This window comes from aff. Roholtiella sp. LEGE 12411 (assembly GCF_015206995.1).
Lineage (GTDB): Bacteria > Cyanobacteriota > Cyanobacteriia > Cyanobacteriales > Nostocaceae > Komarekiella.
This window is the reverse complement of record NZ_JADEXR010000005.1, coordinates 47,232-73,101: the sequence shown is the minus strand read 5'-3', so window position 1 is coordinate 73,101 and position 25,870 is coordinate 47,232. Positions and strand designations below refer to the sequence as shown.

At 40.8% G+C, this 25,870-nt stretch carries 21 protein-coding genes and 1 tRNA gene; 9 read left to right on the top strand and 13 right to left on the bottom strand.

Annotated features, from left to right (window positions below):
- Positions 1 to 34: 34 nt before the first annotated feature.
- The 7 genes from IQ246_RS02495 to IQ246_RS02465 all read right to left on the bottom strand — a co-directional run bounded on the left by IQ246_RS02495 (position 35) and on the right by IQ246_RS02465 (position 7,796).
- Positions 35 to 1,306 (bottom strand): glycosyltransferase, encoded by a 1,272-nt coding sequence (locus tag IQ246_RS02495; RefSeq protein WP_193999805.1) that lies wholly within the window; start codon positions 1,304 to 1,306, stop codon positions 35 to 37.
- Positions 1,307 to 1,382: 76 nt separating this feature from the next.
- Entirely contained in the window at positions 1,383 to 2,126 is a 744-nt protein-coding gene (locus IQ246_RS02490) for a class I SAM-dependent methyltransferase (protein WP_193999803.1), read from the bottom strand.
- Positions 2,127 to 2,200: 74 nt separating this feature from the next.
- Positions 2,201 to 3,700 carry a lipopolysaccharide biosynthesis protein gene (locus IQ246_RS02485; protein ID WP_193999801.1) on the bottom strand — a complete coding sequence of 500 codons (1,500 nt, stop codon included), beginning with the start codon at positions 3,698 to 3,700 and terminating at the stop codon, positions 2,201 to 2,203.
- An 876-nt stretch (positions 3,701 to 4,576) separates the two neighbouring features.
- Entirely contained in the window at positions 4,577 to 5,374 is a 798-nt protein-coding gene (locus IQ246_RS02480; protein WP_193999799.1) for a WecB/TagA/CpsF family glycosyltransferase, read from the bottom strand.
- A gap of 538 nt (positions 5,375 to 5,912) precedes the next feature.
- Positions 5,913 to 6,137, bottom strand: a complete 225-nt coding sequence (locus tag IQ246_RS02475; protein ID WP_193999797.1) for a hypothetical protein — start codon at positions 6,135 to 6,137, stop codon at positions 5,913 to 5,915.
- A 231-nt stretch (positions 6,138 to 6,368) separates the two neighbouring features.
- Positions 6,369 to 6,452, bottom strand: a tRNA-Leu gene (locus IQ246_RS02470).
- A gap of 231 nt (positions 6,453 to 6,683) precedes the next feature.
- Complete coding sequence (locus tag IQ246_RS02465) at positions 6,684 to 7,796, bottom strand: alpha-hydroxy acid oxidase (protein ID WP_193999795.1); 1,113 nt, start codon at positions 7,794 to 7,796, stop codon at positions 6,684 to 6,686.
- A gap of 649 nt (positions 7,797 to 8,445) precedes the next feature.
- Here IQ246_RS02465 and IQ246_RS02460 point away from each other — a divergent pair.
- Complete coding sequence (locus IQ246_RS02460) at positions 8,446 to 10,461, top strand: choice-of-anchor Q domain-containing protein (RefSeq protein ID WP_193999793.1); 2,016 nt, start codon at positions 8,446 to 8,448, stop codon at positions 10,459 to 10,461.
- Positions 10,462 to 10,612: 151 nt separating this feature from the next.
- On the opposite strand, the gene IQ246_RS02455 is transcribed toward IQ246_RS02460, so the two are convergent.
- Positions 10,613 to 10,876 (bottom strand): hypothetical protein, encoded by a 264-nt coding sequence (locus IQ246_RS02455; RefSeq protein ID WP_193999824.1) that lies wholly within the window; start codon positions 10,874 to 10,876, stop codon positions 10,613 to 10,615.
- 206 nt (positions 10,877 to 11,082) lie between these two features.
- Positions 11,083 to 12,663, bottom strand: coding sequence for a mechanosensitive ion channel family protein (locus IQ246_RS02450; RefSeq protein ID WP_193999822.1), 1,581 nt, complete (start codon positions 12,661 to 12,663; stop codon positions 11,083 to 11,085).
- Between the two features lie 647 nt (positions 12,664 to 13,310).
- Here IQ246_RS02450 and ahcY point away from each other — a divergent pair.
- Positions 13,311 to 14,588, top strand: a complete 1,278-nt coding sequence (gene ahcY / locus IQ246_RS02445) for an adenosylhomocysteinase (protein WP_193999791.1) — start codon at positions 13,311 to 13,313, stop codon at positions 14,586 to 14,588.
- Between the two features lie 443 nt (positions 14,589 to 15,031).
- A complete protein-coding gene (locus IQ246_RS02440) occupies positions 15,032 to 15,793 on the top strand; it encodes a metallophosphoesterase family protein (RefSeq protein WP_193999789.1) in 762 nt (253 codons plus the stop codon).
- A gap of 66 nt (positions 15,794 to 15,859) precedes the next feature.
- On the opposite strand, the gene IQ246_RS02435 is transcribed toward IQ246_RS02440, so the two are convergent.
- Entirely contained in the window at positions 15,860 to 16,720 is an 861-nt protein-coding gene (locus IQ246_RS02435) for a M48 family metallopeptidase (protein WP_193999787.1), read from the bottom strand.
- A 412-nt stretch (positions 16,721 to 17,132) separates the two neighbouring features.
- On the opposite strand from IQ246_RS02435, the gene IQ246_RS02430 reads away from it, so the two are divergent.
- On the top strand, positions 17,133 to 17,666 hold the full coding sequence (locus tag IQ246_RS02430) for a DUF4330 domain-containing protein (RefSeq protein WP_193999785.1): 534 nt from the start codon (positions 17,133 to 17,135) through the stop codon (positions 17,664 to 17,666).
- 263 nt (positions 17,667 to 17,929) lie between these two features.
- On the opposite strand, the gene IQ246_RS02425 is transcribed toward IQ246_RS02430, so the two are convergent.
- Positions 17,930 to 18,826 (bottom strand): alpha/beta fold hydrolase, encoded by an 897-nt coding sequence (locus tag IQ246_RS02425; protein WP_193999783.1) that lies wholly within the window; start codon positions 18,824 to 18,826, stop codon positions 17,930 to 17,932.
- A gap of 225 nt (positions 18,827 to 19,051) precedes the next feature.
- Between IQ246_RS02425 and IQ246_RS02420 the strand changes: the two genes are divergently transcribed.
- From IQ246_RS02420 to IQ246_RS02410, 3 genes are all read left to right on the top strand, one after another.
- Entirely contained in the window at positions 19,052 to 19,264 is a 213-nt protein-coding gene (locus IQ246_RS02420) for a hypothetical protein (protein WP_193999781.1), read from the top strand.
- A gap of 11 nt (positions 19,265 to 19,275) precedes the next feature.
- Positions 19,276 to 19,860, top strand: coding sequence for a hypothetical protein (locus IQ246_RS02415; protein ID WP_193999779.1), 585 nt, complete (start codon positions 19,276 to 19,278; stop codon positions 19,858 to 19,860).
- 257 nt (positions 19,861 to 20,117) lie between these two features.
- Positions 20,118 to 20,891, top strand: coding sequence for an armadillo-type fold-containing protein (locus IQ246_RS02410; protein ID WP_193999777.1), 774 nt, complete (start codon positions 20,118 to 20,120; stop codon positions 20,889 to 20,891).
- A gap of 14 nt (positions 20,892 to 20,905) precedes the next feature.
- On the opposite strand, the gene ftsE is transcribed toward IQ246_RS02410, so the two are convergent.
- Positions 20,906 to 21,649, bottom strand: a complete 744-nt coding sequence (gene ftsE, locus IQ246_RS02405) for a cell division ATP-binding protein FtsE (protein ID WP_193999775.1) — start codon at positions 21,647 to 21,649, stop codon at positions 20,906 to 20,908.
- A 171-nt stretch (positions 21,650 to 21,820) separates the two neighbouring features.
- Entirely contained in the window at positions 21,821 to 22,576 is a 756-nt protein-coding gene (locus IQ246_RS02400; RefSeq protein ID WP_193999773.1) for a WecB/TagA/CpsF family glycosyltransferase, read from the bottom strand.
- Between the two features lie 763 nt (positions 22,577 to 23,339).
- Between IQ246_RS02400 and IQ246_RS02395 the strand changes: the two genes are divergently transcribed.
- On the top strand, positions 23,340 to 24,059 hold the full coding sequence (locus IQ246_RS02395) for a response regulator transcription factor (protein WP_193999771.1): 720 nt from the start codon (positions 23,340 to 23,342) through the stop codon (positions 24,057 to 24,059).
- A gap of 134 nt (positions 24,060 to 24,193) precedes the next feature.
- Positions 24,194 to 25,867, top strand: a complete 1,674-nt coding sequence (locus IQ246_RS02390; RefSeq protein ID WP_193999769.1) for a SpoIIE family protein phosphatase — start codon at positions 24,194 to 24,196, stop codon at positions 25,865 to 25,867.
- Positions 25,868 to 25,870: the final 3 nt, after the last annotated feature.

Below are 25,870 nucleotides of genomic sequence, written 5' to 3'. Positions count from 1 at the left end.
TTTTACCTCCAAAACTTATTTATGTATGCTCTATTCAGATGTATGCTGAGGCTGTTAAAGCAGTTTTTTCTTCAGTATCTGGATAAGATATATTTTTATAAATTTCAACTAGTCTGTCATTAAGCTTATTAATGTCATAGTTTTCTTCTACAAATACTCGACCTGCTAAACCCATACTTGCCCAACTCTCTGGATGCTCGACCAAATAGCGCAGTTTATCAGTTAAAGCATTTACATCTCTTTCAGGAACTAGAAAACCTGATTTACCATTTTCAATTAACTCAGGAATTCCACTATGATATGTACTTACTACGGGTAGACCCATTGCTATTGCTTCCATTAAGACTATAGGAATGCCTTCTTGATCACCTTCCTGGCTTGTTATGCTTGGAGCCAGTAAAATATGAGAGCTATTAAGTATGTCTACGACCTCTTGTTGTTGCTTCCAACCAAGTAGCCTGATACTATCAATCAAATCTAGTTCTTGGATTAATTGTTGTAACTTTTCTTGTAAAAAACCGTCACCAACAATATTATATTCAATCTTCATCCCAGACTTGAGAAGATTAGCAACTGCACGAATACCATACTCTACTCCTTTCTTTTCAACTAAGCGGGCAATTGTTATTATTCTGACTATGCCATCTTGTGGCTGTTGACGTAAATTAAATAAAAACTTGCCACAATCTATTCCCATTCTATGTATAATTAATTTATTTTCATTACAACCTAGCTCAGCTAAATTAAATTTCATCTGCATACTAATTGGACAGCAAAGGTCTCCTGTAGCAAATAAGTTTGCATAAACATTAGTTCCATACTTTTTAATATATTGCGACACATCATAACCATGAAATGTGGTGACTAACTTCCCTTGAATAAGATTAAGTTCCTTAAGAAGAATTGCCTTGAGTCCATTCGTCCCAAAATGACAATGAATGATGTCATATATTCTTGGTTTATTTAATAACTGTGCAACTGTATAAAATAATGTTAATGATGCTGCTCGTTTTCCGTACTTTAAAAAGTTTATTGAATGCAATAAAAGAATGGGATTTCGCCAAAAATTAGGCAACAATTTAAATATTTTCATTAACCGCAAAATGCGATTATTAGGTTTTCCAATATAGTGAGTATGAGCCAGAAGATGATATTTTTCAACTTCAGGGTGGATTTTGGACATATCGCCTGGACGATCTGCATAAATATAAACTTCATGTCCACGATCAATTAGACCTGTTATCTGGTTCAAGATAAAAGTTTCAGATAAAGTTGGGAATTGATTAACAAAAAATGCAATTTTCATGGCAAATATTTTATTATAGAATGACAAAATAGTTTAAAAACATAAAATTTTAGCTTTCGGCTTTACAATTTATTTCTTAATTCACAGATTCGACTTTTTGTGCAATTAAATAATAACCTAGAGGAAATTTGCTAGATGTTTTCAGCAAGATTTTTTGACCTATAGAGGATTCAATAAATCCTGTACTGAAGTTGGAAAATATTTTACATGATAGTGTTGAAATCCGTATTAATTGTTTAGCAACAATATCCAGAATTACTTCTATAGCTCCTCCGTAAGGCTCCAATTCTATTATGGTTAAATTGTTTTGTTGGCAAAACATTCTCAGCGCAAATTCTGTGTATCTAAAATAATCATAAGGTTGTTCGTGCAGCCAATATAAAAAAGGTACAGTAAGAATGATTTTGCCATTCGGCTTTAAAAGTCTTTTGATCTCACTCATTAATAGTTCTGGTTTTGCGATATGTTCTAATACATCAGTAACGAGAATAGTATCAAACTGCTCACTATCAAGAGGTATTATAGTATTTAAGTCAACTTCATAATCAAGATATATATTTTTATGTAAAGTATTACTCCAATCTATGCAAATGTTATCTATAACTCTGTCTTTATAAATTCCATATAAAGGAACATTGCCACAGCCTAAATCTAATAACAAACCACTAGCGTGCTGATTAATAATTTTTTCGCAAACTTTGCCTACAATATTTGCAATGATTCGAGAACTAATACTGACATGTTTCGGGTCTTTGGAAGCTCTATAACCTTTAGAAGTTTTTATAAATTTTGTTTCTTTCCACAAGTTTATATTTTGCATAATACTTAATCTTGATTTTGTCTACGAAAAATAATAAGGTGCAAAACTTAATATAAGCAGAATATGCTAAAGTATTATTTTTTGAATTCACCTAAAAAGCCTAAATAAAAATTTTTCATCCTAAATACATAGAACATTAGCCCAATATATACCAGGCTCATCACAGCAGAATAAATAATCACTGTTACCCATGTCGGCAGACTTGAACCTATGTAAATCTTAATGCTTAATACTACTGCACCTGATACTACCGATGATATAAATGTTTGCTTTACTGCTCCAAATACATCAAGCATTGTAATTGATGTGCCTCTTGTTGCATAGTAGATGCAGGGAAATGCCTGTAAAAGCATTGCTATGGCATAGGATAAAGCAACTCCAGATGCTTGATACGGTAAGCCGATGAAAAATGATGTTACCAGCCAGGAAGAAGAGAATAAACCCCATTTGAACATGCGATCGCTTCTACCTCTGGATATATATAGCCAACCAGTAGTGTTACAAAGCGGTTGAACTAATGCGGATATGGCTAATAATCGAAATATTGTGCTAGATCCAAGCCACTGAGAACCGAGAAGAAATCCAATAATGTCTTCTGATGCAACAATCATAAAGATGATCGTTGGCGTGGTTAGAAAAGCAATTACTGAAATAGCTTTAAGGTAATAGTGGCGAAATTGTTGTGGTTCCTGTTGCAAGCGGCTTAAACTAGGGATAGCAACCGCAGTAATTGGTGCATTAATCTGGTTAATCGGCAGAACTAGCAATTGATAAGCTTTAGCATATAAACCTAACTGTTGAGCGCCCCAGTATTTCCCGATAAGAACATTGTCAAGATTCCGGGCAAAGTAATTAATAGTAGTGAATCCAGTAAGATGCCCTCCAAAAGCTAGCATTGATCCTATTCCCGATCGCCAAACAGGTAGCCCTGGACGCCAAGCACAGGCAATCCAGAGGCCAGTAACACCAGCAAATCCTGAAACAAGGGGTAAAATCACTAGTGCCCAGTAGCCTAATCCATGCCAAGCAGCAATGAGCGCAGCTATGATGCCAATGATCATAGCCCGAACATCATTGAACACTAACGCTTTATATTGCATCTGGCGATTGAGTAATGCACTGTGCTGAACACTAAAGCCACCAAAGATAATACCCACGGATAGTGCTAGGGTAATCCAAATCAAACGGGGTTCATTATAAAACCAAGCAATTGCAGGTGCGATCGCAGCAGTAACCAAGGCAGCTGTAAGGCTAAGTGCCACATTCACCCAAAATAAGGTACTAACTTGCTCATGATTAATCTCCTCCTTTTGGACAGTTGCCATCGACAATCCCAAGTCTTTGAACAAACCGACAAATCCAATAACCGCAGTCACCATACCTATCAAGCCATAATCTTGTGGCGTCAACAATCGAGCCAATACCACGTTAGATACCAAGTTCAAGCTGAACTTCAAAACTTGGGCAACCATTGTAACTGCACCACCACGAACAGATCGACCTTTGAGATCAGCTTTCAGATGATCTGTGCGGAAGTACTTGTCATTCTTGTCATTGGAAAAGAGATTTTTCATGAATACGGCTAAATTACAGCTGATTAGGTCGCTATCAACTCAGTAACGACGAAATAGAAAACCAACACGAGTACAGTGTCTTAGGAGAACCCGACAATTAAGATTAAAACAAGGGCAATTACTAACAGAACTACAATATAGCTGTGAATCTACTTAGCTAGTTAACGTTACTGAATATAACTAATCTTGTTGAAATTTTACAGCAATGGCTTCCAAATCATCTTGCCATAACTTTTTAGCAAATTGGCAGCAATTCAAAAAACTTTTATCAGAAAATATACTCATGTCCATAATTAATTTTGGTACCAAACTCCCTGTATATTTATATTTTCAGGCTTTAATCCACATAGAGTTTGAGAAACCTGAGAAAAAAATGTTAAGTTTATATAAAGTTTTGTTTCTAGACAGATTGTTGCCTCTCTGGAAATATATGGTCATTGCATATTCAGTACCTTTATTTAAGGTAAGTTTTACACTTATCCTCAGCTTGAGAACATGTAACTGTGAGCAAAAATTCCTAAAAACATCTTCTAGTGATGCCTAGAGAACATTTACGGATGAAAATTTTTATACTTAGAATAAAGCAATACCACCTTTTAATTAGAGAGGCTCTTTCTCAATTTCATATTTGCAAAAGTGATATGTGCAGGGATATAACGCTTTTCTGTTGAGTTAATTTAAGTCTTTATATAAAAGCGGGGGAAGTATTATTCCCCCCTGAATGAAAAACAGATTAAAAGAGTTATGTTGTGTATAATTTTCTTCGCTATGCGCCTATGCTCTATACAATGATGTTTGTATTATTGTACACCAAAACCGTAGTAAACAAAAGCACTTACACGTTAAATTACTAGAGTTAGGAATGCCAGAAATATGTCAATCTCCACTGCTATTCTGGAAGACTCCTGCAAGACGACTAGATGACAACAGTTGCTTAGTCGCCAGCCAGATGAAGGGTGGAATTGTCGTTGCATAGCGACCCCAGAGTCGGCGTGGTTCTTGAACCCATCGATAGAGCCATTCAAGTCCTAAGTCTCGAATTATGCGGGGTGCTCGCTTGTGGATTCCTGCATAAACTGGAAAAACTCCCCCTAATCCAAGCATCACAGCCTGAATCTTACCTTTATGTTGAGCCATCCAATTTTCTTGTTTTGGACATCCCAGAGACACCAACACAACACTAGCACCACTGTAATTGATTTTTTTTACCAAGGCTTCGTCTTCAGTTTCTGTCATGGGACGAAAGGGTAAAGGTTCCATCGCTGCAATTTTCAGATTAGGAAATTCTTGATCTAATCTTTTTCGCATTCTAGAAAGAATTTCTGTTTGAGAACCTACAAAGAAAACACTGAGATTTTGGCTTTGAGCTAACTGACACAATGCTAGAAAAATATCCATCCCTGCGACACGATCTTGGTAACGCGCTCCCATTTTCCGCATCATCCACACCAGAGGCATACCGTCAGGAGTAACTAGATCTGCATTTTTTAGTACACTGGCAAATTCGGGATTAGAGTGAGCTTCCATGAGCATGTGTACATTAGCTATACATACGGTTTTACTCTCACGGGTACTCGCCCACTTCAATATTGTTTGTATTTGGTCGTCAAAACGTAAGGCAGTAATAGGAAAATCAAGCACCTTTTGAGTAGGTAGAAACACTCTTCCCACCATAAATAACTCCTTGTGTCCAAGAAAAGAATCTATAGATTATCTATACCATTCCGAATATTTGAAAAGTCAGCTTATATAGTTTCTGACTTTTTCAGGATTGTGTCATAGTCGGAAATTAACACATGGAGATGCAGTTACTTTAGCAGTATATTTTTTGCTTCTCCGATAATAGTATAATTATTTGTCACTGTATCGTACTTTACTGGTTTAACCAAGGGATTTAAGATAGTGGTTGACAAAATTCATACTTACTTCATAATTATTTTTCAGTTAGTTCATGTAAGCGTTACAATTACCATAAATTACTATAGATCTATATTTTCGGAGAGTTATATCTACATACATAAAAAGAATCATCTGGCTGAATTAAATCCTAGAAAGTCAATCTGTCAGTCTGCCTATTTCATTACGTAAGTATGTGCTTAAGCAGTTCAATTTAAATTTTCTTTTGAAAAATAAGGTCATATATTTTTTATATATTGTTAGATTTATTACAAATTTAAAATTTAAACTTACCATACTATAAAATTTATAAATATTATTTTCCTATAAAAAGAAAGCCTAAAAAAGAGGGGGAAAATAAATTTATCTTCCCCCTGTTAGTATTGTCTTTGTTTGTGTGATTTTCTGGTTTACTACCTTCTTCAAGTTTTTGCCGTAGCATTTGTCTTTGCTTTTTGAGTTGCCGTTTTCTTGCAGAACCGCCTCTCCCTTTATCATTCCTACCTTGTTTACGAGGAGATTCCCATCTTTTTAGTTGCATAATCTTTACATTTTCTAATGATTGACAATGGCTCTTAAATAAATTACAAATTTACTTGCTCATGAACATTAATGATTTAATCTCGCTAGAGAATATTTTTTACTATTTTTGAAGCATATTCATGAGCGCGATAGATGATTTTTAAGAGAAAAAATTATCCAGTATAGATAGAGCTAGCGCTTTAGTATTTTTAGTTATACAACTGTTGATACCCTAAAACGTTTTTGATAGTGGGCAGGAGGAGAATCGAACTCCTATGACCGCAAGGTCGCCACATTTTGAGTGTGGTGCGTCTACCAGTTTCGCCACCCGCCCTTAATATCCAACTAAACCATTATAGCCTATTCAGTGATTTTACGAAAAAAAATTGATCTTTAATTTTAGAAATCTTGCTAAACAATAGCGTAAAAGGGACTAATGCAGCAAGTATAGTGATTAGCTTAATTGCCCTTGTGGTAAGTTTTTTCAAGCTTTGAGTACTGGATAACGCTCGTTGCAACGCTTGAGTACTTGCTTGGGTCGGGATGCCAGTTGCTATCTACAGAATTAACTGAGTTTTACTAAACTAGAGTCTATATCCTGTATTTTGGCACAGCCACTTAGTGCCATTGTCAGATTTAACTCATCTTGTAGCAAAGAGATGACGTGAGATACACCGACTTGTCCTGCTACCGCCAGTCCCCACAAAACAGGTCGCCCAATTAGTACTGCTTTTGCCCCTAACGCCAAGGCTTTCAGAATGTCTGTACCCCGACGGATACCTCCATCTAATAGTACTTCTGCTTTACCATCCGCTGCTGTCACTATTTCAGCTAGAACATCTAAAGAGGCGATCGCACCATCAAGTTGTCTGCCACCATGATTAGAAACGATAATTGCTTTGGCTCCAGACTCTACAGCGAGCTTAGCATCATCACCTCGTAAAATTCCTTTGAGTACCAAAGGTAATGGAGATATAGACTGCAACCATTCCAAGTCGTGCCAAGTTACCGCGGAGTTTAGCTGTTGGGCAAAATAGGTAAATAACCCAGATTCCCCTGTCTTATGAGAAATGTCTAGCCCTGAAATAGTTGCGAGGTTAGCCAGATGTAAGTCTGGTGGTAGAGCAAACTCATTACGCTGATCTCGCTCCCGTTGTCCGAGAACAGGAGCATCTGCGGTCAGACAAAGTGCTTTGTAACCTGCGGCTTCAGCCCTTTCTACTAAAGCACGAGTTAACCCTCGATCTTTGTGAATGTAAAGCTGAAACCACTGCAAGGCATTTTGTTTGTTACCGACAGCAGCCACATCTTCCATGCTCTTTGTCGCCATTGTACTCAACACCATGCCCACACCTGCTGATGCCGCAGCTATTGCTGTTGCGACTTCTCCATCTGGATGAGCTAGACATTGAAAAGCCATCGGTGCAATTAACAGAGGTAGTTGCAAAGGTTGTCCTAAAATAGAGGTGCTCAGATTGCGATCGCTAACATCAACTAACATCCGAGGTCGCAGCTTGACTCGCTCAAAGGCCGCACGATTATCTCGCAATGTGATTTCATCCCAAGCGCCACTGCTGTAGTAATCAAACGCCATCTGAGACAGATGCTCTTGGGCTAGTTTTTCATACTCCAATAAGTTAATGGGTTGAAAGCGAGCGTCGTTTGATACAACTGTCATGGTGGTGGTTGTAGATTAACCAATAGGATGTTTTTCATCAGTCATTACGGTTTAGCTTGAAAGTCGTGCTTGTTGTTGATGTTAACAATAAATAGGAGTTAATTGAAGGCGATCGCTAAACTGCTTACGCAGATATTCTAAATGAGCGATCGCATGTGCTTTTTCCGCAGTTAATCGAATCAAGGTGTCCATTGCTTTTTGGCGGTAGGCGATCGCTACCCCTGCTTGTTTACAGCAACTTTACTTAATCTTGTCAAATATAAAGTTAAAGTAAACTCTCCAGAAAATTTTTACATGAACCTAGTATTTGTATACAATTACTTGTAAGTGCCTTTTTTAAGGCTAAGTAAATTTTCGGAATCATATACAAAATTAGTTGGCAATTTTCTTTGGCTTTAAGAATTCAGAGTTGGAATTTAGTGGTAGCAAAACCCCATTCCACTCTTAGTTGCTTACCTTAGAGATTGCTATGACTGATTTTTAATAACCTGATAAAACCCTGTTTCTAACAGTTTATTTGTTCATAATGTTTGAGAAACTCAGTTTTTAGTACCAAACAATCAATAGAAAACATACTTAATACTCGAACCCCTACAAGCACAACCTTTTAGGGGAATACCCCTGATCAAAAATAGGAGCAACATCATCAATGGCAATATTCGGCGTTAGCAATACCAACGACAGTGGTAGTGGTTCTCTGCGGCAAGCAATCCTGAGTGCCAATGCCCTGACTGGAAAAGACATCATTAACTTTAATGGCCTGTTCACCGACAACACTGCTGACACCATCACCCTTGCTGGTAGTAGTCTAAGTATTACAGACGACCTCAGTATCAAGGGCACAGGCGCGGATTTACTCACTATTAGTGGTAACAATACAAGCCGTGTCTTGGAGCTTAGCAGTGGTATTACAGTAGAAATTGCAGGATTGACCATTGCCAATGGCTCTAATTTTTCTCCCGATGGTAGTATTCTTGACGATTATATCGGCGGTGGTGGCATTTTGAACGCTGGTACTCTCACTATCAACAACAGCAGTATTAGGAATAACTCAGTAGGATACCAAGGCGGTGGTATATATAACTCTGGCAACCTAAAGGTGAGCAATAGTACCATCAGTAACAACATCTCAGGAGTATACGCAGGTGGCGGCGGCATCTACAACACTGGCACTCTAGCGTTAAGTAATAGCACCATCAGTGGCAACTTCGGAGGCTCTGATCTTTATGGCGATGGTAGTGGTGGCATCTTCAACTCAGGGAACCTAAAGGTAAGCAATAGCACCATCAGCAACAACAGTGCTAGGTTCGGCGGTGGCATCTACAACACTAGCATTTTGGAGCTAAACAACAGCACCATTAGTGGCAATAATACAGAGGTCGCAAGCGGCATCTTCAATATTGGCACTGCAACGATAAGCAATAGTACTCTTAGCGACAATTATGCAGATGGTAGTGGTGGCAGTATTTCCAATGGTGGTACCTTGACTGTGATCAACAGTACCATCAACAACAACTCAGCAATTTTCGGCGGCGGCATCTTTAATAGCAATATCTTGACCATAATCAGCAGCACTATTAATAGCAATGCTGGCGGCGGCATCTTTAATAACAATATCTTGACCATAATCAGCAGCACTATTAATAGCAATGCTGGTAGTGGTATTCATAATGATCAGACTAGTACTGCGATCGTCAGCAACAGCACTATTAGCGGCAACTCTGGCCGTGGCATCTACAATGCTGGTACTGTAACCGTGCTCAATAGCACCATCACGCTCAACAACGGTTCCAATTTCGATTACCCTGATGGAGAAAGCGGTGGTGTTGGTATCTACAACTCTAATTCTGGCTCTGCCACAGTGAAAAACAGCATTATTGCTGGTAACGTCAAAATTACTAATGACAATGGTCAAACTAGCTCTAATTCCGATGATGTAGCAGGCAACTTCAGCAGCAACGGTTATAACCTCATCGGCAGCCTCAATGGCAGTACAGGCTTTAAGTCTAGCGAACAGCTAAACGTTGCCATCACTGAGGTTCTAGATCCTACGCTGCGAGACAATGGCGGCGCAGTTAAAACTCATGCCCTGATCACAGCCAGCCCCGCCATTAATGGTGGCAAAAATGCTGATGTGCCTGCTGATACTACAGATTTAGATGGCGACGGCAATACTACGGAAAAAATACCATTTGACCAGCGCGGTTCTGGCTTTGCTCGCATCTCTGGCGGCAGAGTGGACATTGGTGCATTTGAGGCAGTAGTAAATATTATTAATGGCACATTTGGTCGCAACATTCTTAAGGGTACTCCTGGCAATGACATTATTACTGGCTACCAAGGGAGAGATATCCTCACGGGTGGCAAAGGTGCAGATGCGTTTGTTTATACAAATATCCGAGATCTGGCAGATACTATCACGGACTTGGAAATTGGCACAGATAAGATTGTTCTGAGGCAACTTTTTCGGAGTTTAGGTTTAAGCAACCTGAATTTTGCAAGTGCAATTTCTGACGGCTACTTGCGTTTTGAGACTCAGGGAAGCGATACCATTATTTTGATTGATCCAGATGGTTCATCCGGTAGGAGTCGTGCTCTTAATTTGACGGTTGTCAGCGATGTATCTGCTACTTCTCTAAATAACGCAAATAATTTTGCAATCTAATGTCTGTTTGTACAAAATTGCGTTAATCGCAGTAGTAGAGAGGGAATTGGGGAGTCAGAATATGCTTTCTCCTAGCTCCTCAATCCTTTATCCCAACCACAAGTAATATTGTTTGAATGCAACTCCGTATTACTCAATTATGCACTGTGTTTTAAGCAACTTCCCGTAGTGATGACGGTATACTTACGTCTGTAAACAAAAGCGAGAGCTGTTCGGCTTGAGGTACCGCAGCTTGCTCTAACACTGTTACTTCGATGTTTATACTCACTAAATAGCTACCTGCGTCAGCACCAACTGCTTCGGCAATTAATTTGGCAATCTCTGGGCGTTTGGCAGTTAGCGGGTCGCGTAGAATACACCGATCCCATTCGTGTTTGGCAGTCGGATTGAGGTTGAGAATGTAATGCTTGATCATAGGACTAACCGGTGAATCCATCTTCCAGAAGGTTGTCACAGAGCCGTTTTGCACTTTATCAGGCTTTGTGGACGCTAGATCCATTATAGTACATTTGTATTATTTTAGGTAAGCGGCAATATCTAAAGCCAGAAAGTAGAGAGAGGGCTAAATCTTGCAGGAACTCACCCTAGATTTATGAGTTGCAGATTTATTAATCTGCATTCTTAATCAGCTTTGCCATTTCCATGAGAGTTCAGCAACTGTGGATCATTCACCCAAATTGCTTGTTGAGGTACAGGGATGGAAATACCTGCTTGGTCGAAAGCAACTTTTAGACGACGGCGATACTCCCGCGCTACATCCCATTGTTTGAGGGGTTGTGTTTTAATCCATACACGTATTATCAAACCGCGATCGCCAAAAACATCTATTCCTAAAACTTGGGGCGTTTCAATAATTTGACGTTGCCATTGCGGATCTCGATCCATCTCCAAGGCTATATTTTCAATCAACTTCAAAGCCTCGTCAATATTAGCTTCATAGGCAACTGGGACTGTTAAATCGGCTCGTGACCAACGACTAGAAAGATTCGCCACAATTTTGATTTCACTATTGGGAATGGTGATCAACCTTCCTTCTGAATCTCGCACCTGGGTCATCCGCAAATTCAAATTTTCTACTAAGCCTCCCACATTTCCCACAGCAATCACATCCCCCAAAGCATACTGATCTTCCAAGATGATCAGAAACCCGTTAATCGCATCTTTAATTAAGTTTTGTGAAGCTAGGGAAACCGCAACACCGACTAAACTAGCACCAGCTAGCAAGGGAACGATATCTATACCCAACGAAACCAGAGCTAGCAAAATGCCAACTCCTACACAAACAGCAGTAGCAATACTTTTAGTTACACCAGAAAATGTAGAAACTCGTAGTTGTAGACGTTCAGAACTCTCTGGAGTTAGAAAAGCACCACTGCTGATTAGAGTTGAGGCGAAGCGGTCAATAAGAGCATAGCTCAAACGAATAGCTACATAGGTTCCCAGCGCTACAACAGCTAATCTTAAAGGAAATTGGGCGGCGTTGAGAATTCCTAGCTGAAAAGCTCGTGTGTAGGGAAATAGACCCAAGATGATGAAACTTCCACCACCCCAGATTCCTGCTTGTGTTAGCTGGAACAATCGTTTCTTAACTTCTTGGAGATGCTGCTGTTGCCGTTGATTCAGTTGTGTTGTAATTGGTTTAGTAGCTGGTGATGCAGGGCTAGGCTGTAATAAATCTTTTCTTGAAGAACGGCGCTGCCAGCCGTATACTCCTAAACTCATGATAATCATTACTAGTCCAGTAGCCGCAGCAATTTTACCTTGATCGATAAGAAACTGAGTTTGTCGTTCTTGGTTTGCCCGTTGCAAGTCTTCTTGTAAAGCCTCGGCGATTTGATTTGCTGATGTCGATATATCTACCTGTCGCAGTCCAGCATCTTCGGAAGTGACGGTCATCAGATATTGGTCGTTGACATAAATTACTGGTAATTGGTTTACTTTGCGAACCTCCACCTTGACTGTTTTTGCAGATGACTCAAAGTAATTTTGGCTAATTGTCTGCAACTTCTTTTGGATATCTTCTAAACGCTCAGGAAAGTTGGTTCTTGAAGCCGCTATTTGAAACAACTGGCGACCATCCAAATAAACCCAGCCAGAAACAGTTCTGTTATTGTAGTCATTACTCACACTGCTGGGAGCTTGTAATTGCGGCAAAAAGGGAATCTGGGCTGTAGTGGGTAAAGACCCAAGTGCCATAACCATTGAACTAGCGATCGCCACTATTATGCCCCTACCCAGACTACCTTGGGGTTGCACCCCCCTCTTCAGGCTTAGTATGGGCTTTGGGATGTTACCGAGGCATTGTATTTGTGAAAATGCCTCCCACTCCGTTGGGAGGCTCTGCCGACTTGAAGGAAGTGGCGTGGATACCCCCAAAACCGCGCTGGCTCCTCCGTAGGCTGCGAACCCAAAGGGCTTGTCGATTGACATTGCCAAAAATTGAAAGCGCACTAAAAAACCTCCTTGAGCAAAATCTACGGTCAAGTTCTACAACCATCCTCTTCAATCAATCTGAGTAAATGTACCTGTCTTAAGTTGAGTATTTTCCTTCGGATGATGAAAATTTGATATTTTTTAGTTATTTTATATCTTTGGACAGATGTTGTTGTATTAAAGAAACCTCATCAATTACTGGAATAGTCTTTGATAACACTCTCATCAAAGATCAGTCAAAATGAAAAAAGCTAGAAATAAAGTTGACATTAAGCTGATCAAACGTCAAGCTAGTGCTGAGGACTATTGACTAGCTGCTTGGTAATTACCGGCAAAAATAGCTAGTCGTGGAACAATCTAGTAAGCTACGTAAAATACTTACGTGACTTTTTTTTACTTTTTTGAGGTAACTTTTAATGACCGCAACTTCTCCCCGATTAAAGCACGAGGTTAAAGACCTCGCCCTAGCTCCCTTGGGAAGACAGCGCATTGAATGGGCTGGACGTGAGATGCCAGTCTTACGGCAAATCCGCGATCGCTTTGCCCAAGAAAAACCTTTTGCTGGGCTTCGCCTTGTAGCTTGTGCCCATGTGACAACAGAAACAGCACATCTAGCAATCGCTCTCAAAGCTGGTGGTGCAGACGCACTTTTAATTGCCAGCAATCCCCTGTCAACTCAAGATGATGTAGCCGCGAGCCTCGTCCTTGATCATGAAATTCCTGTCTTTGCCCAAAAAGGCGAAGATAACGCAACTTATAATCGCCACGTCCAAATTGCTCTAGATCACCGCCCCAACATCATTATTGATGATGGTAGCGATGTGGTTGCCACCTTAATCCAAGAACGCCAACACCAAATTGCCGATTTGATTGGCACTACCGAAGAAACCACAACGGGAATTGTGCGGCTACGCGCCATGTTCCGAGATGGTGTTCTCACCTTCCCCGCAGTAAATGTCAACGATGCCGATACCAAGCACTTCTTTGATAATCGCTATGGTACTGGGCAATCAACCCTAGATGGCATTATCCGCGCTACAAATATCTTGCTGGCTGGTAAAAACATTGTTGTTGCTGGTTATGGCTGGTGCGGTAAAGGCACTGCACTCCGGGCCAGGGGTCTTGGCGCTAACGTGATTGTCACCGAAATCGACCCCATCAAAGCAATTGAAGCGGTAATGGATGGTTTCCGCGTTCTGCCAATGGCCGAAGCGGCTCGCGTAGGTGATTTATTTATCACAGTTACCGGCAACAAGCACGTGATTCGGGCTGAGCATTTCGAGGTGATGAAAGACGGCGCAATCATTTGCAACTCCGGTCACTTTGACATTGAACTTGATCTGAAATATTTGGCTTCTCAAGCTAAAGAAGTCAAACAAGTACGCCCTTTCACTGAAGAGTATAAATTGCCAAATGGCAAATCAGTCATTGTTCTAGGTGAAGGACGCTTAATTAACCTTGCTGCTGCGGAAGGACATCCCAGTGCAGTGATGGATATGAGCTTTGCCAATCAGGCTTTGGCTTGCGAATTCTTGGTGAAGAATAAGGGTAAGCTGGAACCTGGTTTGCACTCCATTCCTACTGAGGTAGATCAAGAAATTGCCCGGTTGAAATTGCAGGCAATCGGAATTAATATCGATACCCTAACACCAGATCAAATTGAATACACCAATTCTTGGACTACTGGAACTTGAGCTAATCTTGGAATTTGCTCATAGCTCCAACAGTAGAGCTTAAGCCACACTCCATTTTTTAACTTTTTTCTGTGGGATGGGCACGTCGCTCATCCCATTTTCTATTTATTAATTCAAAACTTTCTTAATTCCTGGGATAATAATTGACAGGACTTACGCAAGTGTCATATTTTTAACGCCAGAGGTTGTCCAGAGTCAAAGGTCAAAAGTCCAAAAAACCTTGATTCTTGACCCTTGAACGCCACTTGCTTCAAGTCGGCAGAGCCGCCCAACGCAGTGGCTCCCCTTGACCCTTGACTCTTATACCAGAAGCCTTGTGTGCCAGTTGCGTAAGTCCTAAATTGAAATAAAATTTTTTAAGTATTTTTTAGCCTTATTTGCGGAAATTAAACAGCTTAGAATGTAGCAGAGGTGTTAGCCAAAATGATTCAAGCTGAGAGACAATGAGCGAAATTAGCCCCCGTCGAGTTGTCATTGGGGATGTACATGGTCACTATGAAGGTCTAATGACATTGTTGGAGGCGATCGCCCCCACATCAGACGATCAAATCTATTTTCTGGGAGACTTAATTGATCGCGGCCCTAATAGTTCACAAGTAGTAAATTTTGTCAAGCAAAATAACTACCCATGTTTGCTGGGAAATCATGAGCAGATGTTATTAAGCATTCTGACCAATAAAAGCGTCTCCTCCCCAAGAATGCAAGCATGGCTGTACAGTGGAGGGCAAGCAACCGTAGCCAGTTACAATCAAGCCACAATCCCCGACGAGCATCTCGATTGGTTTAAAGCTTTGCCTACATATCTTGATTTGGGTGATTTTTGGTTAACTCATGCTGGTGTTGACCCTTCCAAGTCAGTAGCAGAACAAACCGCCGATCAACTTTGCTGGATACGAGACGAATTTCACAGTATTGAAAAGCCCTACTTCCCCGATAAACAGATTATTATCGGTCACACCATCACCTTTACTTTTCCAGGCGTTACTCCTGGGAAACTAGCACAAGGACAAGGATGGTTAGACATAGATACTGGTGCTTATCATCCCAAAAGTGGTTGGTTAACCGGATTGGATATTACAAATAATCTGGTTTACCAAGTTAATGTTTATAAACACCATCTCCGCACCCTACCTTTGCAAGAAGCAGTGATCGCCGTTGATCCAGCCAAAATCAAAGCTGAACGCCGCAAAAAGCAGAGTGCATAACACTAGATAACAGAGCAGGGGAAGCAGTTTGGTTTATGGAATTCGGAATTTGCACAGTGAGTGGTACTAAGATCGCGCTAATACTCGAATGTTAGCTTTATAAGCAGCATTATCCAAGCCATAACTTCCATTGCTAGGTTGAGAATTAATAGCACGTTTCAGGGAATCGATGCGATCGCTAGTTGCGGGGTGCGTACTTAAAAATGTTGGAACCGAACCCTTTGTCAGTAGTTTTTGCATAAAAGAAACCATTGCAGACTGGGCATAACCAGTGCGTGTCAAAGTTCTTAATCCTCTTTTATCGGCATCGAACTCATCTTGGCGACTGCGCGGACGGTTTAGTGCTAAGTCTACACCAATACCCACAGCGGCGTTGCGATTTAAACCCGCAGCCGTTGCTATACCACTAGCGATCGCTTTTTGTCGCATCTGGTTAACCAGATGTTTCCCACCAATGTGACCAATCTCATGGGCGAGTACACTTGCTAGTTCCGCTTCATTATCTGCGGTTTTGATCAAACCAGTGTGAACATATACATAGCCTCCTAACGTGGCAAAGGCATTAATAGCATCGTCTTCAACTATCTGAAAAGTATAGGAGAGATTGGGGCGATCGCTATTATCTGCCAAACGACGACCAATTTGTTTTACATAACGATTAATCTCAGGATTGCGATAAAGCCTGACTTTACTACTCAGTATTTCCTGATTAATCTGCTTACCAAGATCAGCTTCTTGGCGTGGGGATATATTAGAAAGCTGAAGTACCTGAACTCCCTGGAATAGAAGCGGAAATAAATCTATAGCTCTACCAGGCAAAGGTGTACTCAAACATAGACTTAGGGCGACTACTACTGAAATTAAGGGATAGAACCAGCGACGCCGCCACAAAGGGTAATTTGCAAAAAAGTCTTTCCAGTTGCTCATAATCCGATATGAAGATAATCTTGGGAGAATATAAAATGATCAAACAAATTATGAGACGGAGTTAGAGCATTCTAAGTTGCATTTTAAACATAACACCAAAGATGCCTAATAGCTTGTTGTCAGATATAGCCCCAAGGATTAGTCTTTGTGAAAACCCCTTATCTTTGTTTGTTTAGAGATGGATAAGCCTTTGTTTCGCAAAGACTGGGGACTAGGGTACATTTTGGATGGTCTGTTTTACCACCTTTGAGGGACAGCTTCCTGCACTCGAACTTTCAACAGACGTGATAAACTGTCGCATAACCGCAACGCCTAGTCACTTTGAATATTACCAAGTAGGGAATATTGCCGTTACCCTCAAAAACCTTGTTGCTACAATCAATTACTCGGCTCATATTTAGGAAAATTCGTTATGGCTATATTAGATTCTAAAGGTCGCCTGTTCGGTAAAATCAATCTCCTAGATTTAGGTGCTGCACTGATAATTCTGCTAGTTATATTTGGCATCTTTTTCTTTCCTGGTACTTCTGGTTCTGTTGCTCAAGTCGGTACAAAGACAGTACCCATAGAAGTAGACTTAGTCGTTCGTGGTTTGAATGTGCGCGACCCTGAACAATTATTCAACAACGGATTAAAAAAAGGTGGTAAAACTAATGTGATTATCCGCAATCAACCTTATGGTCAGATTGAGATTAAATCAATTCAACAGCTACCCAGAACAATAAATGTTTTTCAACCCGATGGTTCTGTTAAAGAATTGCCAGATCCAAAAAGTAACAATTTTAGTACAGATTTACTTTTGACTTTAGATGGTAAAGCCCAAGTCACTGAAAGCGGCCCAGTTATTGGTAACAGTAAAGTTAAAATCGGTATGCCATTTGAGTTGGAAGGCTTTAACTACAACTTCAATGCAACTGTTATTGATGTTAGATTAAAGGACAAATAAGTAAAATAGCTTAAATGAGAGCTATTAGTAAGCAGTTATAGCCCCTTAAAACCTTACACAGAGATTATAGTCGGGGCTAAACAAACAAAGCCTGGCGACCGACCCAGGCTGAATATGCTCCACTTATGTGGATTTGGTTTTGAGAACTGACTATTTTACCTTAGTTTAAACTAGGGTTTTTTCCCATCATTAGATATTGTCTTTTTTATCCAAAATCTCAAAATATGTCAGTTATCATTTGCCATGAACTCATTGTCAAATCACTAATTAAGCAAAGGCAAAAATCGGCGAATTAACCCAATTGTCACTGCTGGTAATTCTAACTGTGGTGTTAAACCCACATCTTCCAACTGTTGAAAAAATCGGATCGCTTGGGGATTAATTTCGGCAAGACGGCGACCTATGGAAGGCCCTGTAAATTCAGATTTTTGTCCCCAAATAATGGCGGTGGGAGTTGTTAACTGTTGAATGTAAAGGGATAAATCAAAGCACAAATCGCCGCGGACAAAAGACAGTGCTGCATACTCAGCATTAGGCTGCTGAGCGGATTGTAGATAAGCATCTACGATTTCTTGGTATATTCGATTAGGCTCGGCGAATTGCCTTTGCTCTAAAAAGCCGCGGATACCCCCGCTAGTGGCAATTCCAGTGCTGTACAGCAAGCGGTCAACAACTGGAACGCTGACTAACTGAGCAAAAAAGCTCCGGGTGTAATCTTCGCCAAAGTCAGAAAGTCCGGCGGGAGTGGCGAGAATCAAAGACTTGAATAAATCAGGATGAGCGATCGCTACTCGAATTGTAAACGCTGCGGTCAGAGAAGAAGCGATCGCTGTGACTGGCCCTGTACAAGTCTGCTCGAAGAATTCACGAAGCGTTGTTATGTAATCCTCAATTTTATAATTCCGGGGAGGATGCTCAGACCTACCCCAGCCGATTAAATCTGGTGCAATAATCCGATATTCAGCAGCAAAGGCGGGATAAACTTTCGACCACTCGTAAGCAGAAGACCCACCACCAAAGCCGTGCAGAAACACCAAAGTTTCTCGGTCATCTTTTGCAGTCACATCATCCTGCCAAGGTGAGCCAGCGGCAGTATAATACGTCATTCTACCTAGTGAGGTATTTATCGAGCGTTGCTCAAATCCCTGTGGCTGAAACATAAGTATTTTTTGTTTACTACGGTAATTATTTAGAACAGGTGATACTTGTATCACTCCAGACTACTACCTGTTGAGTTAAAAGTCCCTAATCATTGTATCGATCAAATTATTACTCCCAAACCTATCATTACCGTCTAGATTAAGTAGATGTAAAATCACTCGATTACTTGTAAAGATTTAACGATTTTTTTTCACAACAAACCAGAAATTTACGTTGTAAATACTATGCTACAAGGTTTTATGCTAGTAGCCACTATTACTAAGGTGGGAATAGCCTATGAGCTTTTTATGGTACTCTATCTATCAGAAACCTCACGGTTAGTTTTAAGCATCAGTAATAGTCAAAACGCTTATCTTGATAAGTTATTAATTCTAGTTATGTATATAGAAAGAATATCTTTTGATGTAATTACTAATCTGATGATTCTCTACGGTTAAGGCGGGATGTCATGGTAAAACAGGCTACTCTTCAATCAAATAAAGTGCCAACGGTTGAAAAGGCTAAATTTACGCTTGGCAACTGTAATATGCAAGGCGAAGTTATAACTTCAGCTTGGCGAGGCCAGGTTAAGCAAGCTGTTGAGGGCGCTAAGGTAGCTGTACCTTCTTGTATTTGTTTAAACTTGGAAGATTTGAAATGTTTTGAAGCCGTGGAGCAGCAGTATGAGCATTGGGGAATCATTTTTCACAATTCTTTAGCAATACAGCCATCGAATCCAGCGTTTCCGGCCCATTCAGGGCTGACAGTCTTAATGGGAGCGCCCAAAAGCGGATTTTTAGAAGCTACTTTCTTGCGTCCTGTTAACTCGGTTAGTACCTTTGTTACTAGTTCGCAACGGCTAGTGCTTTCTGCCTACGATCGCGATCGCCAATTGCTTACCCAAGCTGTGCTACCAGCAGCGAACCTAGCCAATTCTGACTCGGCAATACCACCCAATACTTTATTATCTGTAACAGCGAACAACATCTACAGTGTTACCTTCTGTGCTTTTGATGGTCAATTCACCCTTGATGACTTCCATTTTTGTTTTTAACTTAAAACTCTAAAAACTCAGTCACAAAATTGCTCTTACTCGCCCCAGTCCAGGTATTCTTGTAGAGTATTATTGATTGTCAATTACATACCTGTGTATTAGGAAAATATTAAAGCATGAAGTACTAGATTTCAGCCTAGTCTTTGAGAACACTTACCCTACAAAAACTACGCCGAACACTCTTTATCTTTCAGCCTTTCCTAATTCCTGGTAAAACTTATACATTTAGTAGTCTTGTAATCAAGTAGGTAAACACTGTGACACAGGCTTCGTCTTCTTGGCGGCAATTGCTCAACCAGATCCCCAACTGGTCGCTTCCAGAGTTTAAGACGGGAAGAGGAGCCACAAAGCAAAGAACTTTCAAGCGTTTGTCTGAGCCTGGAGGCGTTCTTGGGTTCCTGTCAATCGTCGTTGCTATGCTGTTGTGGAACTGGAAACTGCTGTTGGCACTCTTAATTGGCGTTGGGGTAATGGTATTCGTTTACTCGATGCAGGAGTGGAACTGGCAATTACACTGGCTCGAAATACGTAAATTTTTAAACGGTTCAAACCGTCGGTTAGCTTTAGCCGTAGGTAGCGGTGGACTGGCTACTGTCAGTACTTATATGGCAGCTGCCATCTGGGTTGATTCCCACAGTGCCTGGATTGCCGCTGGTGCTATTGTGCAAGGCGTGGGGACGCTGGTAACTTTATTTTTGTTGGTGTGGCAAATCGTCAGCCTTTATGGAAATCGAGAAGAAGACCACCTTGATCAATTGTTGGTCAACTTAACAGAAAAAGACCCCTTAAAACGTTTGATAGCCCTGCGTCAACTAACTAAATTTATCGCCCGTAAGCAAGTTGATGCCTCCGCACAGCAAGGTGTTGTTGAATGCTTGCAACTTCTACTCAGACGAGAGGAAGAAACAGTAATTCGAGAGGCAGCTTTCGAGAGTTTACAAGCTTTGGATCGCTTGCAAGGACTAGCATCTAGCACAACCATTCCGCTACTCAAAGTTAAAAGTCCACAATTTTTGACCCTTGACTCTTGACCCTTAACCCTTGACTATTTTCGAGACAGCCGCCCATTACGAACTTGCACTACTGGATGATTGCAACGCCGGACTAATTGTTCATCATGAGTGGTGATGATTACTGTAGCTCCAAAAGAATTTAACTTCTGGAGAATCTGTATTACTTGCCAAGAATTATCTGGATCGAGATTTCCAGTTGGCTCATCCGCCAACAGCAACGGTGGTGTTCCGACTATCGCCCGCGCAATACTCACCCTCTGTTGCTCTCCTCCAGAAAGTTGATCTGGAAAGCAGTCAGCTTTAGTCAGCAAACCTACCAATTTCAAGGTTGGTTCTAAGCGTCGTTGAATTTCCTTACGGGTATACCCTTGAGCTTGCAGCACAAAAGTTACATTTTCCGCGACTGTGCGTTGAGGAATTAGTTTATAGTCTTGAAACACAATGCCAATACGTCGCCGTAATGATGATAAGCGATCGCCTCTTAAAGCTGCTACGTTACATTCATCAACAATTACTTGTCCCTGCGTTGCTAACTCTTGACCATACAGCATTTTCAAGAGCGTTGATTTACCAGAACCACTCGCTCCTGTAATAAATAGAAATTCTCCTTTTTTTACCTCCAAGTTTGCATCCAACAAAGTGTGACAGCCGTTAGTATAAGTCTTTGTTACAGAGAGCAATTGTACCTTTGCAGTAGTGCTATCAGTGTGTTGTTGAGTTTCACTGCCCTCTTGATGAACAGATTTAGTTCTTCCTGGAGTTGTTAATGCTGGCATTTTTAAATATTCCTCATACCCACAACCAAATAGCTTGAGGGCTTAGATTTAAACTCTCCAAAATAAGGATTCCCAGGTTTATCCTGGGAATCTTAAATCTAACAACGAAAATTTAAATTTTTTTGAGGACTTCACTAACAACTCAGTAATAACACTCATTACTCAGCACTCTTAACCAATTGCACCCCTTGCAGTCAAGCGATAAACAAAGGCTTTCACAGCAAACATTGGTAAAGCTAGCATCCGCCGCCAACGCCAAGGTTCTTGATAAAGTCGATACAACCATTCCAAATTATTATTTCCTAACCAGGCTGGAGCGCGAGTTTTTGTTCCCGACCAAATATCGAAACTCCCACCAACACCAATCCAAATCGCTTGGGGACACAAATGCCGATTTTTAGCAATCCACAACTCTTGGCGTGGCACTCCCAAGCCGACAAAAATTACTTGTGGCTGCAATTGAGTGAAAGTTTGTCGCAATTGTGTTTCTTCTTCTGAAGAATGGTAGCCTGAGTGAGTACCTACTATGTTCAAATCTGGAATCTGCTGCTGCCAAAATTCTGCCGCATTTGCAGCCACTCCAGGTGCTCCTCCATAAAAAAATACTTTTGTTCCTTCCTTTTTTTGCCCAAGTTCTTGCAAAAGTTTTTCTGCTAGTTCAATCCCTGGAAAACGTTGCACTTTTTGCCATAACAGCCACCGCAAATACAAAACAACCCCTGCTCCATCAGGAATCACTAACTCGGCATTGTGAATAACTTGAGCTAGTGATTTATTTTGCTCTGCTTGCATGGTCATTTCTGCATTGAGCGTTACAACATGAGTTCCTCTGCCTGCGTGCAGGCATTCTAACAACCAGCCTGGATAGTTAGTCATTACATGAACTGGTATCCCCAACACCGAAAACGCTTTAGGCGGTTTAGACATAGCCTACTTTTTAATTAGCATCACGCCAGATTCTCTCGAACGTTAGTTTATCAAATTTTTTTATCTGTTGTAGATTGTAATTTTAGTAACAGATAGTTGGGTACGGTCATAATGTAATATATATAGTTTATTTCCGCTAAGTGATTTAACTGGCAGGAATAAAACTGTATACAGTTTGTTTTGGTAAAAATCGTTGTCTGATTTTCAAAAATAATACTTAGGTGCTGATCTTTGAGAAACGTCTGAGAACCCGATTTTCCTTTAGAGAGACTCTGCGATCGCATTTGTTAAATCGAAAGTAGGCAAGAAATTTCTCACAAATATAATTCCGCCTCACCTGAGCCAGTATACTCTTCTTAGCGAAGGAGGTGAACAACAGCCTCTATAAGAGAATTAATGCGACCAGCCCCCCCAAAGGGCATGTGTTAAGGGTGCGGCGTTCTTTACGTGCTTACACAGTTATCGAATATAGCTTGTACTATCTCGCTATTTGAGTAAGTAAAATCTGCAACAGTATAAACCAGAATTACACTAATTGGTCTTGGGTGCTTGTAGTTTGGGTAAACAAACCTTGATTTTATTACTGAAGTGTAATGTTCACATAGGGGAATGAATGGCTGTGGCACTGGCAATGCCCCTAAGTATTAGCTTTTTTAAAACATATTTCTACGTATTTGTACAGATGCATTTAATCTGCGTCTATTCAGACTTTCCAGTAAACTCAATTTTACAGTTAAGGTAGGGTAACGGGCTGAAGTTGGCTATGAGTAAAATTCGTATCGCTCTGATTGAAGATCATGACCTAACTCGTGTGGGTATTCGGACAGCATTACTGCAAAGAGAAGAAATTGAAATTGTAGGAGAAGCCGCCAATGCTGCTGAAGGGTTAAAGATGTTAAAAATGCTACAACCAGATATTGCAATTATAGATATTGGTTTACCAGGTAAGGATGGCATTGAACTGACACGGGAGGTGAAATCTACCGTTAATGGGCAAGAGTTAAGAACGAAGATATTAATCTTAACATTGCGCGATAACAAAGAAGCGGTGTTAGCAGCTTTTGCAGCTGGAGCAGACTCCTACTGTATGAAAGATATTAAGTTCGATAATTTGCTGGATGCAGTGCGAGTAACTTACAATGGCAACGCCTGGATCGATCCAGCGATCGCCCGAATTGTATTACAACAAGCTCAACAAAATCCCCCTAAGCCGGAATCGGCTTTTTTGGATAGCAAGACCATTGCTTCTAACCCTGATTATGTGGACAATCTGGAAGGAATTGAGCCATACACCCTGACAGAAAGAGAATTGGAAGTGTTACAGTTGATTGTCGAAGGTTGTAGTAATGCAGTTATTGCGGAAAGACTTTACATCACTGTTGGGACTGTTAAAACTCACGTCCGCAATATTTTAAACAAACTATGTGCCGATGACCGTACCCAAGCAGCAGTCCGTGCTTTGCGTTCTGGTTTGGTGGGATAGGGTTAAATTCAGTGAACAGTTATCGATAACTGATAACTGTTGAGAATGATTAGTTCTTAATTTTTTGTTGATTGTCAGGTGAGATAAACATTGCACTATCTCGCCATTCAACTATTGAAAAAATAAAGTCAGATATGACTGAAACAGAGGTACAAAAACTTAAGCTCATGGTGGTAGACGATGAGCTAGATAACTTAGATTTACTCTACCGTACTTTTCGGCGAGATTTTGAGGTACATAAAGCAAATCATGCTCGTGATGCCCTGGAAATCTTGGAGAAAGTTGGCGAAATGGCTGTAATTATCTCTGACCAAAGAATGCCAGAAATGAATGGCACAGAATTTTTCAGTCGCACAGTTGAGCGTTTTCCCGATACTATTCGCATTTTGTTAACTGGTTTTACTGATGTTGAAGATTTGGTGGACGCGATTAACTCTGGTCAGGTATTTAAGTACATTACCAAACCCTGGAGTCCAGAACGGCTCAGAGCGTTAGTTGAGCAAGCCACTGATACATATCGCGTAGTTAAGAAACGCACGCGGGAGTTGCGCCGGGCCCTGCGGCGAGAATCTTTGTTTAATGCAGTGACAACAGCAATTCGGGAGTCTTTAGACTACGATAGTATGCTGCAAAAGACTGTAGCAACCATTGGACAAACATTTGAAGCAACTAGTTGCTTACTTAGACCAGTAGAGGGCGATCGCCTGACACAAGATAGATTCTTGTACCATGATCCTAAATCAGATGTATCTGATAGCTTCTTTGACACCAGTCTTTTAATTGAAAAAGTTCTGGAAACCCGTGATTATCAACTTACTCAAAATACACACAACGGCAACCCATATCATCATCTGGTCGTACCACTTAGCTACCAGCAAGATCTGCTTGCTGTGCTTGCTCTCCACCAATGGGGACGCGATCGCCCTTGGCAAGACGAAGACATCCAACTAATTGCAGGTGTTGCCGAACAAGCAGCTTTAGCCCTGTCCCAAGCAAAACTCTACCAGCGCCTTCAGGAAAAGCAACAGCAGATCAAAGCTGAGTTGGAAGTTGCCCGCCAAATCCAAATCAACCTACTACGCCAAAGTTTACCTGATATCAAAGGTGTAAAGGTGCAAGCCTGCTGCTACCCGGCTAGGGAAGTCGGAGGAGATTTTTTTGAAGTTTTTGTCCATCCCAAAGGTAACTTGTGGTTAGCGGTCGGTGACGTTTCTGGTAAGGGCGTTCCAGCGGCTTTATTCATGGCTAGTATCATTTCAGTGTTGCGACGGGAATTATCTCAAGAAGCACCAGCCGAGCCGAATGTGGTCATGCAAAATCTTAACTACACTCTAGGCGATGACCTGATTAGCAACAATTATTTTATTACCCTTGTATTGGCTTGTTATACCCCTAGCACTAGAGAACTCGTCTACACCAATGCTGGTCACATCTATCCAATGTTGTGGTCACGTCAAGCCACTGTAGCGGACGAACCCAATTACCTCAAAGTACGCAGCGTTCCTTTGGGAATTTTACCTAAGTGGCAGGCACAATCTGGTCGTTTGATTCTTACCCCTGGAGACACATTGCTATTAACGACTGACGGCATTACGGAAGCAATGGTATCAAATAATTTGTGCGTATCAGCAGAAGCCGTGGGTGGCGTTGAGCCAGTTAACCGTTCTATGCTGAATCAAGATGGTCTTTGGCAACTTTTACAAGAAGCACCCAAACCTCTTTCTCTTAACCATTTACTAGCTCGCATCCAAGCAGATAACCACGTTCAAGAAGATGATCAAACTATACTTTCATTGGAGGTTTTGTAAATA

Excerpts from the sequence above, each read along its gene's own strand:
- IQ246_RS02495 (WP_193999805.1), bottom strand. The coding sequence starts at position 1,306 with ATGAAAATTGCATTTTTTGTTAATCAATTCCCAACTTTATCTGAAACT.
- IQ246_RS02490 (WP_193999803.1), bottom strand. The coding sequence starts at position 2,126 with ATGCAAAATATAAACTTGTGGAAAGAAACAAAATTTATAAAAACTTCT.
- IQ246_RS02485 (WP_193999801.1), bottom strand. The coding sequence starts at position 3,700 with ATGAAAAATCTCTTTTCCAATGACAAGAATGACAAGTACTTCCGCACA.
- IQ246_RS02480 (WP_193999799.1), bottom strand. The coding sequence starts at position 5,374 with ATGGTGGGAAGAGTGTTTCTACCTACTCAAAAGGTGCTTGATTTTCCT.
- IQ246_RS02475 (WP_193999797.1), bottom strand. The coding sequence starts at position 6,137 with ATGCAACTAAAAAGATGGGAATCTCCTCGTAAACAAGGTAGGAATGAT.
- IQ246_RS02465 (WP_193999795.1), bottom strand. The coding sequence starts at position 7,796 with ATGACAGTTGTATCAAACGACGCTCGCTTTCAACCCATTAACTTATTG.
- IQ246_RS02460 (WP_193999793.1), top strand. The coding sequence starts at position 8,446 with ATGGCAATATTCGGCGTTAGCAATACCAACGACAGTGGTAGTGGTTCT.
- IQ246_RS02455 (WP_193999824.1), bottom strand. The coding sequence starts at position 10,876 with ATGATCAAGCATTACATTCTCAACCTCAATCCGACTGCCAAACACGAA.
- IQ246_RS02450 (WP_193999822.1), bottom strand. The coding sequence starts at position 12,663 with ATGGTTATGGCACTTGGGTCTTTACCCACTACAGCCCAGATTCCCTTT.
- ahcY (WP_193999791.1), top strand. The coding sequence starts at position 13,311 with ATGACCGCAACTTCTCCCCGATTAAAGCACGAGGTTAAAGACCTCGCC.
- IQ246_RS02440 (WP_193999789.1), top strand. The coding sequence starts at position 15,032 with ATGAGCGAAATTAGCCCCCGTCGAGTTGTCATTGGGGATGTACATGGT.
- IQ246_RS02435 (WP_193999787.1), bottom strand. The coding sequence starts at position 16,720 with ATGAGCAACTGGAAAGACTTTTTTGCAAATTACCCTTTGTGGCGGCGT.
- IQ246_RS02430 (WP_193999785.1), top strand. The coding sequence starts at position 17,133 with ATGGCTATATTAGATTCTAAAGGTCGCCTGTTCGGTAAAATCAATCTC.
- IQ246_RS02425 (WP_193999783.1), bottom strand. The coding sequence starts at position 18,826 with ATGTTTCAGCCACAGGGATTTGAGCAACGCTCGATAAATACCTCACTA.
- IQ246_RS02420 (WP_193999781.1), top strand. The coding sequence starts at position 19,052 with ATGCTACAAGGTTTTATGCTAGTAGCCACTATTACTAAGGTGGGAATA.
- IQ246_RS02415 (WP_193999779.1), top strand. The coding sequence starts at position 19,276 with ATGGTAAAACAGGCTACTCTTCAATCAAATAAAGTGCCAACGGTTGAA.
- ftsE (WP_193999775.1), bottom strand. The coding sequence starts at position 21,649 with ATGCCAGCATTAACAACTCCAGGAAGAACTAAATCTGTTCATCAAGAG.
- IQ246_RS02400 (WP_193999773.1), bottom strand. The coding sequence starts at position 22,576 with ATGTCTAAACCGCCTAAAGCGTTTTCGGTGTTGGGGATACCAGTTCAT.
- IQ246_RS02395 (WP_193999771.1), top strand. The coding sequence starts at position 23,340 with ATGAGTAAAATTCGTATCGCTCTGATTGAAGATCATGACCTAACTCGT.
- IQ246_RS02390 (WP_193999769.1), top strand. The coding sequence starts at position 24,194 with ATGACTGAAACAGAGGTACAAAAACTTAAGCTCATGGTGGTAGACGAT.